The organism is Winogradskyella sp. HaHa_3_26 (assembly GCF_019278425.1).
GTDB lineage: Bacteria > Bacteroidota > Bacteroidia > Flavobacteriales > Flavobacteriaceae > Winogradskyella > Winogradskyella undariae.
Genome location: NZ_CP058981.1, coordinates 3,869,713 through 3,884,190 on the forward strand (window position 1 = coordinate 3,869,713; position 14,478 = coordinate 3,884,190).

9 protein-coding genes are annotated in these 14,478 nt (G+C 28.9%); all 9 read right to left on the minus strand.

The window, feature by feature from the left end:
* Nucleotides 1-107 precede the first annotated feature (107 nt).
* The gene (locus tag H0I32_RS16880) at nucleotides 108-1,274 is read right to left on the minus strand and encodes a TlpA family protein disulfide reductase (protein WP_179314899.1); all 1,167 of its coding nucleotides are present in this window, start codon (nucleotides 1,272-1,274) and stop codon (nucleotides 108-110) included.
* Nucleotides 1,275-2,012: 738 nt separating this feature from the next.
* Complete coding sequence (locus H0I32_RS16885) at nucleotides 2,013-2,630, minus strand: hypothetical protein (protein WP_179314928.1); 618 nt, start codon at nucleotides 2,628-2,630, stop codon at nucleotides 2,013-2,015.
* A 709-nt stretch (nucleotides 2,631-3,339) separates the two neighbouring features.
* A complete protein-coding gene (locus H0I32_RS16890) occupies nucleotides 3,340-4,620 on the minus strand; it encodes a pentapeptide repeat-containing protein (RefSeq protein ID WP_179314775.1) in 1,281 nt (426 codons plus the stop codon).
* A 160-nt stretch (nucleotides 4,621-4,780) separates the two neighbouring features.
* Nucleotides 4,781-6,658: a hypothetical protein gene (locus H0I32_RS16895; RefSeq protein WP_179314776.1), complete on the minus strand. Its 1,878-nt coding sequence runs from the start codon at nucleotides 6,656-6,658 to the stop codon at nucleotides 4,781-4,783.
* Nucleotides 6,659-6,814: 156 nt separating this feature from the next.
* The gene (locus tag H0I32_RS16900; RefSeq protein WP_179314777.1) at nucleotides 6,815-7,708 is read right to left on the minus strand and encodes a carboxypeptidase-like regulatory domain-containing protein; all 894 of its coding nucleotides are present in this window, start codon (nucleotides 7,706-7,708) and stop codon (nucleotides 6,815-6,817) included.
* A gap of 795 nt (nucleotides 7,709-8,503) precedes the next feature.
* Nucleotides 8,504-9,301, minus strand: a complete 798-nt coding sequence (locus H0I32_RS16905) for an SH3 domain-containing protein (protein ID WP_179314778.1) — start codon at nucleotides 9,299-9,301, stop codon at nucleotides 8,504-8,506.
* Between the two features lie 153 nt (nucleotides 9,302-9,454).
* Nucleotides 9,455-9,868, minus strand: coding sequence for a hypothetical protein (locus H0I32_RS16910; RefSeq protein ID WP_179314779.1), 414 nt, complete (start codon nucleotides 9,866-9,868; stop codon nucleotides 9,455-9,457).
* A 398-nt stretch (nucleotides 9,869-10,266) separates the two neighbouring features.
* Nucleotides 10,267-10,653: a hypothetical protein gene (locus tag H0I32_RS16915; RefSeq protein ID WP_179314780.1), complete on the minus strand. Its 387-nt coding sequence runs from the start codon at nucleotides 10,651-10,653 to the stop codon at nucleotides 10,267-10,269.
* Nucleotides 10,654-12,666: 2,013 nt separating this feature from the next.
* Nucleotides 12,667-13,461: a cation transporter gene (locus H0I32_RS16920; RefSeq protein ID WP_162838496.1), complete on the minus strand. Its 795-nt coding sequence runs from the start codon at nucleotides 13,459-13,461 to the stop codon at nucleotides 12,667-12,669.
* Between the last annotated feature and the right edge of the window lie 1,017 nt (nucleotides 13,462-14,478).

Consider the following 14,478-nt stretch of genomic DNA (forward strand, 5'->3'; position numbering starts at 1 on the left):
TGGTTAATGAACTAAGTTAACAAACAAATCACAGATAGAAAATTCCAGCGGAATTTTCGTAAGTCGGCAGTGACCTAGCAATTAATTATACACGGTGTTATGTGTGGTTATTTTTCGCTAATTAATTTTATATATTCAATTTTCACATCTTTTTCTTCTACTGTTAAACCGTAAGATTTCAGACTATTGATAATGTCATTTTTTGATTTAATGTCGATTATAAAATCATACTTTATTTCATTTTTGTCATTGAATTTAAAAGATACAGAAGAAACATTTGATAATTCAACAAGTGTGTTATTTATTGTATATGCAGTAAATATTATTTTGTCATCTGCGTCAGATTTAGCTGAAAATCTTTTTTCCAAAGTTTCTTCTAAAAGCGATTGATCTTGAATTGAAACAACATTTACCGTTGTAGGTTTCAAGACCATTTGCTTCTTTAAATTCAGTTTTTTTAAAATATCCTTCTCCAACAAATCTAGATTTTTAGGTTCTTCAGTATTCTTATAGATTAGGTCGAAACGTTTATTTTTTATTGTTTCAGGCAATTCTAATTGGTCATTTTTAATATTTAGAATATCATTATAAATATCTTCTAGTCTATAGAATTTTAAGTTTATAATGCTAGTTCCCATTACTTGTTTAGATGTTTCCGTACTTTCTGTTTCTTTAAGTTCAAAATAATACTTGACTTCTTTATTATTCATCAATTCCTTAAAATCAAATGTCTGTTTTTGTTTTCTTAGACTGCCATTTTTCTCTAAATCTGTATTTTCTGTATTTCCGTTAGAAAGGAATTTTGTCATAATTGCAGAATTTAGATTTTTTGGTTCTCCTATCCATTTTATTATACCACTTTTATCTATCAAAACGGTTAAAGGATATTCGTCTAATCCTTTGATTCCATCTCCAAAGTTAATTTGAGTTTTCTTCGTCAAATCGGTAACCACGATTGACTTAAATTTGATTCGCTTTAGGCTTCTTTCAACTTTTGCAATTGATTCATCTGTTATTGAAATGTAATAAAGGTCTTTTTGGTTAAACTCTTCTTGAATTTCATTCATGTGGGGAACCGCGGCTATGCAAGGTCCACACCAAGTTGCCCAAAATTCGAGAACTATATACTTATCATTCAAATTTTTGGCATTTGGAATATTCTCAATCCAATTCGTAATATTTATTTTTGGTGCCTTTCCGTTGACTTTTATATTGGATTGGGCATAAATATTACCAAAACTCAATAATGCAAGAATGTAAATCAGTTTTCTCATAGTTTGTTTTTTTTAATCACACATAACGTGTTTGTGTATGGTTAGTTACGTGGTTTGGTAGCTAATTTAGCAAACTTTTACGGACCAGAGAAAATTCCGCAGGAATTTTCGTAAGTAAGCCTAAAAAAGCAATTAATTATACACGGTGTTAGCAGCCGGCTTTTAAATTCCACACAGTTTAATTAGACATCTATATCATTGATTTTAGCGTATAACTCCGTTTTTGGTGTCTAACTACGTTCAGATTGGTTTTTTCACGTTCAGATCGGCCGTAAAGTTTTGTAAATTAAAATAGAGTAGAGTGAGTTGATGGTTTTCTCTATGGATCTCGTAAATTCTAATTTTAATGGTTTCTATAATCCTGCGTTATTTTTCCGTAATTCTTATCAGTTCTGCTTATTCATCTGAGTGATTAATCCAACGTTGTAGTTCCGCAATCTTAGTCAATTTGGCTTATCCGTCTGAGTAATAAATCCAGCGTTAATTTTGCGAACTGTTTATCAAGTTAGATTATTCGATTGAGATTTTTATCGTGAGTATAAATAAAAAACTCGTGGATTAGAAACGACATTAGCAAAACGTGACTGCTTGCTGCTAACGGTTTTGTGTATGGTTAGTTGCGTGTTTCAGCAACTAATTTAGTAAACAAAAACGAACGCGAAAAAATTCCGAAGGAATTTTCCAAATAAGCACTTGCCAAAGCAATTAATTATACACGGTGTTACCTACAGGCTTTCTTTATCTTAATACTACTTTCATCTCAAAATCTTTCTCTTTCATTCTTTTTTGTGTTTCTAAGATTACAGGTTTAATATCTTCATAGGAATTTACATTTTTTATTGAATATATCTTTTCTGCATATACATCTATCTCTTTCTCAAATACAGTCATTGATTCTTCTAACTCTTTTGAAAACCTATTTTTAAATATTTTATGAATTGTTTTTATTGCACTAAAAACCATTTTTTCTTCTAATTCCGTTGTAATAAATCTTTTCCCATTCAATTCTTTCCACCATGGGTTAAAGTCTTTATTTCTGTTTCTGTTCAGATGTGCTAATAGTTTATTTCTTTTCACTCTAAACGAATCAAACTTTTTTAAATAATTTACTAATGGTATTAAGACATATTGAGTGTCTGGTATATATTCGTTATTCTGTTCTTTTGAGAATTTCTCAAAGACTTTCAATTCATCAAGTAATGAACAGATGTATAGTGTTTGAAGCTTTTGGATATCTAAATATGCTTGTTCATTAGATTTATCCTTTAATTTTTCGATACCTTTTTTTGATAATTCTATAGATGTGCATAAATAATTAATATTATATATGATTTCTTTTAGAGTTGTTCTGTCCATAACAGTGGTTTTAGCTTGTAGGTAACGTGTTTGTGTATAAGTTAGTTGCGTGGTTAAGCGACTAAGTTAGCAAAAATAGACTGAACCCGAGAAAATTCCAGCGGAATTTTCGCAAGTAATCTAAAAAAAGCAATTAATTATACACGTTGTTAGCTTTTAGTGCTTTTTTGTCCGTTTAGTAATTTATTCCGAATTTATGTTTTTCCGATAATTTTCGTTTTCAAAGTTTGAGTAAATTCCGCAGTTTTCGATTCCGTAAACTTGCTCAAATTCCGCAATATTTAAATTCAGATTAGAGTAAGCAATTCCGCAACTTTCTAAATTCCGATTGCGTGAGATTTCGAGTTTCCAATTCAGTTTAAGATTCCGCAAACAAGCTAAAAAATCAAGCGTAATTCAATTCAGAGTTTGAGTGAGCAATTCGGCTGTTGTATTTCATTCCACATTTGAGTGATAATTCCGAAAATTTTTGAAATTCGACACACAGTTTTTCTGATTTATCTTACTTAAAATTCTAAAAAAAAATCGAAAAATAAACCAGGCTTTTTTCAAACCGCAAACTTGCTCAAGCATTAAAGCTAACGTGATTGTGTATGGTTAGTTGCGTGGTTCAGCAACTAAGTTAGCAAACTTTTACGAACCCGTGAATATTCCGCAGGAATATTCGCAAGTAGAGAAGAACAAAGCAATTAATTATACACGGTGTTACCTATAGTGCTTTTTTCTTTTTTGGATAATGTTTTTTTACAAGTTCGTTGTAAGTTTTAATTGAATCATCCGCATCTTCTTTTGTTAATATTGATGTTTCATTTTTTAAGAACAAATTATTATTATACTGTATTCCTGAAAAATTATTTTCAGTGTTCAATGACTGTTCTAATTGTTTTTCATTAAATAACATATAATATCTAGTATCATTTTTGATTCCTTTAAATGTACATTTTTGTATCCAATTATTAGTAATAACTTCAACAAAACCACATGCAGAGAAATTACAATTTGTTATTTCATTCTTACTAAAATCAATTTTAAAAAAGCTAGATGCTGTAAAATTAATACTTGATATATCGTTTTCACTAAAATCAGTTGAGATAAATTCGCATGAAATAAAAGTAGAATTATATAAACTGCAATTAAGAATTGAATTAGTGAATTTTGAATTTAAGCATTCTAATTTTTGAATTCCATTGGAATTTGTTATTTCTAAATTTTCAAATTCTGAAGCATTAAATTTAGAATGGAAGATATTACAGTTTATTATTTTAATATCTTTAAATTTTCCTAAACTACATTTAATACTTGTGAGATTGCAATTTTCAAATTCTATATTATGCATTTTCCAAGGTATATTAGAAAAGCTTAAATTACAGTTTTTGATTTTAGTATTGTTTAATTTAATTCCAGTTAAGTTTGTTGAACTTATATCTGAATCGAGATTTGTGTAAACTTTAGTTTTATATATATAATCAATAATTGTTTGGGTAATTGTTTTACTTATTTCTTCAGCATCTTTCTTTATGGAAGCTTCAGACCTAAGTTTACTGCATAAAATATTTAATACAACTTCACTAAATTTCTCTTTATTTTCAGAAGCAATAAAATGTAGTTCTGAAATACCACCAAGGACAATTGATTCACTTTTGGAACCTAAATGTTCAATAGCATTTTTGAACAATTCGTTTGTTTGAGATATTCTAGTTAATTCAATTTGACTAGTTTGGTTTTTTATTGATTCAGATTGTTTTTCTATTCCTTTTTGACTTGCTTTTGCTCGAATAAGAGCAGCTCTCAATCCTATTAAAACAACAAAACCTCCAATAATATTAATAATCAGTTTTGTTATTTCTCCATTTCTGTTTTCGTCGTTAGGGTAAGCCCAGAAAGCGAAATTTTCAATATTTAACAAAAGTTCCTGTCGGAAAATAATAATTAAAATAACAATTATAATTATTGAAATATACAGGATTATTTTTCTATTTGTTCTTGACATTATCTTGGGTTCAGCATTATAGGTAACGTGTTTGTGTATGATTAGTTGCGTGATTAAGCGATTAACTTACTAAATAATAACCAAATAGAAAATCTGAGAGGATTTTCGTAAGTAAGCACGAACCAAGTAATTAATTATACACGGTGTTGGCAAATCGTTTTTAGTAATCTATATATTTCGATATAATCCTGTTAACTGTATTTTCATTTCCAATAAAACATCCATATATAGAACATGAAATTTTATTATAAGGAATTACTTTATCATTAATACCATTGTCTTTTAAGATAAAATTTATCATTACAACTAATTTATCAAGTTTACATTCATATGGTAAGTATTTACTAAGTTCTAAAGCATAAGCTTTGTTATTAAAAATTATACATACTTTATTAATTTCTTTATTTAAATTAGACCATGTTTGTGTTTTAAATTCTCTGAGGTATATATTAGAACTAAGTTCTAACTCTTCAACAGAGCCTTTATAGCCATTTAAAAATCTTATTATTTTCCCACTATGAGATACTACATTAAATAAGTTAGAAGTAATAGTTTCTGTATTATCGGATATATTTGACAAGCTATCTCGAATCATTTCGGATTCATTTTTTGATAAAAAGCTTATTTCTTTCAAGTAATTTAAAATTTCTAATTTGTTTTCATTCATATTATTATGAAGACTTATTAGTTTATTTGCTCTTTCTCTTTGGGTTTTAATAGGCAAAAATTCCTCTTTTTCCTCTAAAAGTCCAATTATCTGATTTTTAAAAAAATCATGTTCAGTTGATTTAAAATAAGGTAAGACATTATAGATAATGGATTTGTTGAATCTAAAATCATTAATATCTCTCGAAGTAATATAATCTTTAAAAATGTTTTTATAGAATTCTTCTGAACTTTTAATCTCGTCAATAACTATATTGTTTTTGCACATATATCTTAAAAGCCCTTTGTCGTTTACTACATTTTTAAATTCTTTCTCGCTGATATTATAACCAAATTTTAAGAGATAAAAATTTATAAAATTTATATTTAAAGTAGAGAATTTTGGTTTTTGTCCTTTTAGGGCGACTAGAAAAGGTATAATTTCTTTATCAGATTTTTCAATTAGGTCAGATAAATTTGAATTTCCATTTAATCTTCCGGTTCTTCCTGTGCTGTAAATTTTAATTCTTGAGCTATAAGTGTCATCTCGTTTTTTAGTTTTTAATAATATAGAGTAGAATATATTGTTTATTGCAAGAGATGATATTTCAGTTTTATATTTTTCATCAATTCTTTTACCATGGTATTTGCTTTTAACTAAATTTAATATTCCATTCAAATCACTTTTATAAAGTATACTGTCCTTTTCTTTAATAATTAATTCTTTAAATTTTTCAACACCTATTTTACTATTGCCTTCAACTAAATGATAAATTAATTTGTATTCATTTTCGAGCTTAACTATGGATGAATGATTTTCGAGTAATTTTACGTTATCAGGTCTATCGAGATGCATTACCAACGGAATCACATAGTCTACATAATATGGCTCATTTAATGATTTTACAATAAAATTAGACAAAAGTGTATCCGAAATTTTATTATCTCTAAAACATGATGGTGTATTAAATTTTTTTAAAAGTTGTCTTATTGAATCCCTATTACCTGAATTGATTATATTTTTTACTTCGTTGATTAATCGTGCGTCTCCAGTTATATATTTACAAGCATAAGGAATATAATCCTCTTCATTATTTAATTTATCAAGCGGATATTTTTTATAGAAAAGTTTCTTTTTTTCATAGTAATTTTCAAGAACTTTAACAGATTTACTATCTTCAATTTTAAGTATTGTTGTATCGTTAAGGGAATTGAATTTTGGATTTAAAATTTTTTGACTTTTAATATTTAAGTCTGATATGTATGAACTATCTTTTTTATAAAAATCTTGAAATTCGTTTTCATTCGGATTAATATTTTTTTTTATTGGAACTTTACTACAAGAAAGTATTATAAATAAAATCAGTAAAAGTTTATTGTTCTTACAGGTCATCTTTTAAATGTTTGCCAACGTGTTTGTGTATGGTTAGTTGCGTGGTTAAGCACCTAATTTAGTAAACTTTAACGAACCTGTGAAAATTCCGCAGGAATTTTCGCAAGTAGGCTAGAACCTAGCAATTAATTATACACGGTGTTACCCACAGTATTTTTAATTTGTTAGTGTTAATTCAATTGCTAATAAGTTGTATTTATCTTTATATCTTTTTAAAGTTCCACTACTGTTTTTATGCATTTTTCTCCATTTTCCTTGTGTGAAAATCCAGCTGTTTTCATCAGTATCAGCAGGAACAGTTCCGATTGCTGGTTCATAAGAAATTCCAGTTAGTTTTTTTCCAGTATCTGACATTGTGTAGCTGTATTCGTGTTTGTTGGATTCGATTATCAGCCATTCTATCGCTATGAAAAAACCCTCTTTAGGGAATTCAATATTCAAATCTGATATATCCACTTCAGTTATTTTATTTCCTTTTTTAGCTATTCCAATAATGTTTTCATCAAAGATGTAATCTTCTGGTTCGCCATTTTTATTTACACTATAAAACCGTATGTTAAATTTCGAATTGACAACATCACTATTCGTTAAGACTCTAATTTTATTTAGAAATGAGATTTTATTATAATCTTCTTGAAATTTAAAATATCTTGCTGAAATCCAGGGTGTTGTTCCACAAGCAAAATAATGATTGATTTTAGATTTCTTAAATTTACCAATAACTAATTTTTTATTCTCTTTTTTAGATTTAAGAACTACTTCATTTAGTTCGGTGATGAGTGGTTTTAATTCCACAATATTCTTTATAGAATCAGAAGATATTTTTCTTGTTTCAAATCCGATTGCAGAAAACAAAATAATTTTCGTTTCAGCAATTTCTAATTCAAATTCTCCATTTTCATTTGATGTTGTTCCAATGTTTTCATTTTCAACCCAAATATTTACGTAAGGTATTTTTCCTTTTGTTTCGCTGTCAATAATTACTGATTTTAGTTGACCAAAACAAAAGTTTGAAATTAGAAGAACTGTGATTGCAAGTAGGTTTTTCATATTGTGGGTAACGGTTTTGTGTATAAGTTAGTTGCGTGGTTAAGCGACTAAGTTAGCAAAAATAGACCGAACCCGAGAAAATTCCAGCGGAATTTTCGTAAGTAATCTAAAAAAAGCAATTAATTATACACGTTGTTAACTACAGGCTTTTTTCTATTTAGGCAGCGTTCAAAATATTTAAATTTTCCTTTGAATTTATTTTGTAACTCAAATTCTCGCAAGAGTTTAAGCGTATTACTCCGTTTAGCGAATCCAGATTAGTACAGATTGGTTTTCCTGCGTGGTATTTCAGCCGTAATGATAAACGTTTTCTTTAGAATCTTGGTTTCCTTTATCAATCTTTTTAATCTCAATTTATCTTAGTTGTTTTAATTATCAAATAGAGTAGAGTGAGCTGATATTTGGTTTCCTATATTAGTTTTTTTAATCTTAAATTATCTTAGTTCCTTTTAAAATTAAAGCAGAGCAGAGTGATTTTTAAGTTGTTTTACTTTCTTTAATTTTTATAATTGAAATAATCTTGGTTTATTTAATCAAATAGAGATTACTCCGTAATACTTTTCAGTTTGCATTATTCATCCGAGTAATCAATCCAAAGTTGTTAGTTTGATGTTTAAATTTTAAAAAAATGTTGATTTGGAATCAGCTTGTAGTTAACGTGTTTATATATGGTTTGTTGCGTGGTTTAAGCACTTAATTTAGTAAATAATTACTGACCAAGAAAATCCGCGAGGATTTTCGCAAGTAAGCTTTTTGCCAGCAATAAATTATATATGTTGTTGGCAAATCGTTTTTTTATTTTTCATTTTCTAATTTCGGATTTAAAACTCCATTTTTCCATTCAAGCTCTCTACTTGTTTTTTTTATTTCAATCCAATTTGTTTCCTCATCTTCATAATTTCCAATTTCTTTTTGATAAACTATTTTTCCTTTTACTCCATCTTTTTCTTTTGGAAAAATTAATTTTTCTTCTAACCAGTAAACACCTGCATCAGAAACTTGAGATATTTCCAAAACTTTTACTAATTCAGATTTTGTTTTAAAAAAGAAAATTCCACCACCATCAATTCCACAAGCTTCTGCTAAATAATTTATAAATAAGATATTGTCAATATTTTCAATTCCTTTATTGCCAAAAATATCAACAGAAAATTCAGTTGTTGATAAAATAGATTTAACTTCTATAATTTCAGATTTGTTATTTAAAAGGCGAATTATAATTGAATAATTATTTTCATCTTTTTTATATGCAAAAAAGTATTTCGAGTTATTGATTTCCTTTTTTTCTAAAGAAATTAAGCCTCCAAGAATATAACCAACTTTGTTGTTATGCTTAACTTTATAAAAAGGCGATTCAATTCCATTATAGTTTAGTTTATTTTCTGTTTTTTCAACTATTTCTATTTCTGTTCCAATTTTCAATAAATCAATTGTTTTAGAAGATAAATCAGGTAGCTCTCTAAATTTCACGTCGTTTCCAAACAGAAAATATTTCTTTCCATTTTCAAAATCAAAATTCGGGTTATGATATTTTATTTCCTGACTATAAGAAAAGTTTATTAATACAATAAAAAATAGTGTTATTAGTCTCATTTTTAAATGTTTGCCAACGTGTTTGTGTATGATTAGTTGCGCGGTTGAGCAACTAATTTAGGAAACTTTTACGAACCTGTGAATATTCCGAAGGAATATTCGCAAGTAGGCTCAATAAAGCAATTAAATATACACGGTGTTGTAGGTAGTTTTTTATTTTTCATTCAGTTTGTCAAAATATTTTTTCCGATAAAATTTATTCACATCTCTTTTTATAGTGTCCGTTTTTGATTTTCGAACATAATATTCAAAATCAGAGTCAGTTTTCTTAAACAAGGAATCTCCAATATTCAGTTTTTCGTGTATAAAAAAAGGAATTTGTTTTTCCCATTTATTGTCAATTAAAATCGGTCTTGTTCGTCCGTTATCTTTGTCAGATAATAAGTTTGTTATTTTTCCAGAGTATGAGTTATTTCGGATATTTTTATATTCTTTTTCAAGAAAACTCTCCGATTTGTTTTGAATTAATGAGATAGAAATAATTACAATAAAAATTGGAATAAACACCAATGCAAGACTTTTTCGGATTGTCCTTTCCTGTTTTTTCAATTCATTATTGTTTTCCATTCTCGTTGGTCAAATTACCTACAACGGTCTTGTATAAGATTGGTTGCGTGTTTTAAGCACTAAAGTTAGCAAATAAAACACAGATAGAAAGTCCGCGAGGACTTTCGTAAGTATGCAAGAACTAGCAATTAATTTTATACGGTGTTGTAGCACGTTTTTACTAAAATTAATTGGAATAAAAAAGGGTATTTTATAAAACCTTATAACAAGTTATCAACATTAATAGGTTTTTTTAAAAAGGGAATCCACTTCTTTGCTCTTAATAAAAAAGAATATTTCTTTAATAAAAGTCAGAATTGATATTATGTAGATAATCGCTTCGATAAATCAAAGATAATTAATTATTCCGATTGATTTTTAGAAAGTTAATAACAGTTATCAACATTAATTTCAGATGCTTAAGCTAACTTTTTATTCTCTAATTCCGCAAACTTTTGTTTGTCAGTTGGCAAAATGTCCACTAATTCAAATCGATTTTTATCCAACATATTGAAGTCAACCAAACTTAAATAAAGGTCAATAACATTTCGGTCAATCATTACTTTTCCGCCTCCAGCCCAATGTCGGTCAGTTCCGTTTTTCTTTATTCCAGAAACCCAATATTCATCTCCACTTTCTATGTCGTAGTAATTTCCTGCGATTCCTTGTGCATTTGAGTTTTTAAGAGCCTTTCCATTAAAATAAACAGTTCTGCCAGATTTTGAAAATTCCGCCATTCCAATCCAAGCTGGTCCAGTATCACCAAATCCGCTTTTCAATTCTATATATTTTAATTCAGGTTTCATTGTTTCTCAAATGTGCTACAACGGTTTTGTGTATAAGTTAGTTGCGTGGTTAAACGACTAAGTTAGCAAAAATAGACCGAACCCGAGAAAATTCCAGCGGAATTTTCGCATGTAATCTAAAAAAAGCAATTAATTATACACGTTGTTAACTACAGGCTTTTTTCTATTTAGGCAGCGTTCAAAATATTTATATTTTCCTTTAAATTCATTTTGGAACTTAAATTCTCGCAAGAGTTTAAGCGTATTACTCCGTTTAGTGAATCCCAGATTAGTACAGATTGGTTTTCCTGCGTGTTAGTTCAGCCGTAATGATAAACGTTTTCTTTTGAATCTTGGTTTCCTTTATCAATCTTTTTAATCTCAATTTATCTTAGTTGTTTTAATTATCAAATAGAGTAGAGTGAGTTGTAAGTTGGTTTACTTTCTTTAATTTTTTAAATTTAAATTATCTTGGTTATTTAGTCAAGTTGAGTTTACTCCGTAATGCTTTTCAGGTTGCATTATTCATCTGAGTAATCAATCCAAATTTGGTAATTTGATGTTTAAATTTTAAAAAAATGTTGATTTGGAATCAGCTTGTAGTTAACGGTGTACGTATATGAATAGTAGCCTTAAATATTCAACTGCTATTCGGATTGTATATCTGTTTATAAAGTAACGAAAAATAAATGAGACCAATGACTTAGCTATTATTTATATACGCTGTTGTGTTTAGTATTTTTCTTTTCTATTTCGTTTATAGCTTTCCAGGATCTTTATTATAGGTTTAGATTTAGTTATCTACAAAAAATTTAAAATACGTAGTCTTGACGACGCTACATAAAGAGCCAGCCACCAAACCTTGTTTTGTTTTAAAATTGGTTATATACCGATATATGGCTTGTTTTAAAATAAAAGCTTTCTTCGAATCCTTATTATTTAAATTTCTGAAAATGATGAGTTATTGAAAAAAACATTAATGTAAGGAACTGTCAATCAGGTATTTGTTAATGTTAAATAATACAATAAACTTGACTTTCTCATTTTTTTTCAATAACTTCAGACAAACTGTTTAACGTTTTCAAACGTTCTGAGAGCGCGCTCTCAACGATTTCAATCGAACAGTTTGGCGCTTTAAAAATCTTCCTACGTCGATTTTCAAATCACATCATTTTTAGAAACTTAAAAGACCTCGAAGAAAGCTACAATGTTTGGTGGATGACCGAAAGTCGGCAATATTAATCACAACGTGTTTGTGTATGCTTAGTTGCGTGGTTAGGCAACTAATTTAGTAAACTTTTACGAACCTGAGAATATTCCGAAGGAATATTCCAGATAAGCAGAAACAAAGCAATTAAATATACACGGTGTTGGCAGCCGTGCTTATTTTTTTATCCGCTATGTTTTTTAAATAAACGATAATTTAATATACTTCAATTAGTTCTCTAATTAACTTAAACATTAAATAAATCGATAGATAATCTGTTTTTAGTCCTGCGTTGTTGCTAATCAGACACGCATTTTACGTTCAGCTTGGAAATCCTGCGTTATATTTTTAATATCGAGGAAACTTATCAAATTCTAGTTCTCGTGTCTAATGAATTAGATAATTATTCCAATTTAGTTCCGCAAGAAATTAAAATTTCCGACTCCATTTTTTCTGATTTTACTTACTTAAAAGTCAAAAAAAAAATCGCGAAAAAGAAACTAGGCTTTTTTATTGCGATGAAGTTATTTTCTAACCGTAATTTTCCGTTCTGCTTGTAATTCCTGAGTTATGATTTTCATTCCAATGTTTTGAAAATCCAATTTTATTTTTATTCTTAAAATTCAGATTTGTATAAGTTCCAATTTAGAGTTGGACTTTGCCGCACACGCATTGCTGCCAACGGTTTTGTGTATGGTTAGTTGCGTGTTTAAGCAACTAAGTTAGCAAACTTTTACGAACCCGTGAATATTCCGCAGGAATATTCGTAAGTAGGGAAGAACCTAGCAATTAATTATACACGGTGTTGTAAGTAGTGCTTTTTTCATTCACTTACTTAATTTCAAAATCCGAAACGCTCCTTGAATTACCAAAATAAAAACGATTGTTCCGATAATTAAATCAGGTTTACTCGAACTCAACCAATTTACCAAAATTCCAGCAATTATTACTCCTAAATTGATAATCACGTCATTTGATGTAAAAATCATACTCGCTTTCATATGAGCCTCTTCTTTGCTTTTTGACTTTTGCAAAATGTAAAGACAAATTCCGTTTGCGATAAGTGCAAAAATCGAAACGATAATCATTGTCGAAAAATCGGGTAATTTCTCGTCTCCGAAAAATCTTCTTAAAACTTCCACAAATCCGATAATCGCAAGTGTAATTTGAAAATATCCAGCAAGTTTTGCAATCCGCTTTTTCTTAACTATAGTTCCTCCAACCGCAAACAAACTAATTCCGTACACGAAACTGTCGGCAAGCATATCCAAACTGTCTGCAACAAGTCCCATTGATTTTGAGATAATTCCTGTTGTCATTTCGATAATGAAAAAAGCAAAATTGATTGCAAGTACAGACCAAAGTAGCTTTTTTTGGTTTGCGTTTTCTTTAAATTCCGTTTGGTCGGTTTGTTCCGTTGAGATTTTTTTTCCGCCTAAATTCAGTTCGATAACTGACTTTTCGATTTGGTCAATTTCTCCGCTGTGAAAAACAGTCAATTTTCGATTCGGAATATCAAAGTCCAGATTCGCAATACTTGAAATTCCGTCCAATTTCATTCGGATTAGATTTTCCTCTGAAGGACAGTCCATTTTGGTAATTTCAAATATCGTTTTATTCACTCGGTTTCTGGGTTTTTCGGCATTACTTACAACGGTGTACGTATATGAATAGTAGCCTTAAATATTCAACTGCTATTCGGATTGTATATCTGTTTATAAAGTAACGAAAAATAAATGAGACCAATGACTTAGCTATTATTTATATACGCTGTTGTGTTTAGTATTTTTCTTTTCTATTTCGTTTATAGCTTTCCAGGATCTTTATTATAGGTTTAGATTTAGTTATCTACAAAAAATTTAAAATACGTAGTCTTGACGACGCTACATAAAGAGCCAGCCACCAAACCTTGTTTTGTTTTAAAATTGGTTATATACCGATATATGGCTTGTTTTAAAATAAAAGCTTTCTTCGAATCCTTATTATTTAAATTTCTGAAAATGATGAGTTATTGAAAAAAACATTAATGTAAGGAACTGTCAATCAGGTATTTGTTAATGTTAAATAATACAATAAACTTGACTTTCTCATTTTTTTTCAATAACTTCAGACAAACTGTTTAACGTTTTCAAACGTTCTGAGAGCGCGCTCTCAACGATTTCAATCGAACAGTTTGGCGCTTTAAAAATCTTCCTACGTCGATTTTCAAATCACATCATTTTTAGAAACTTAAAAGACCTCGAAGAAAGCTACAATGTTTGGTGGATGACCGAAAGTCGGCAATATTAATCACAACGGTTTTGTATATGTAAAGTTGCGGGTTTGCATGCGAAGAATTTCCAGCGGAAATTCAGACGTAGCAAACATGCAACGACCTTTTGATTTAGCTAAAAGTAGCAATTTTTTATATACGTTGTTGCCTACAGTGCTTTTTTCTTACTGTAATTTAACGTTTCTCTTTTCAGGGTTTGAGTAAGTTCTTTCGTTTTCAATTCCTCAAACTTGCTCAAATTCCGATTTATTATTTTTTCGGTAGAGTGGAAGTCCGACGTTATTTTTAGGTTTAGTTCCGTTTCCAATTTTCCGTAATTTTGTCAAATTCCGTACAGCAATTCAGTCAGATTTTGAGTAAGCAATTC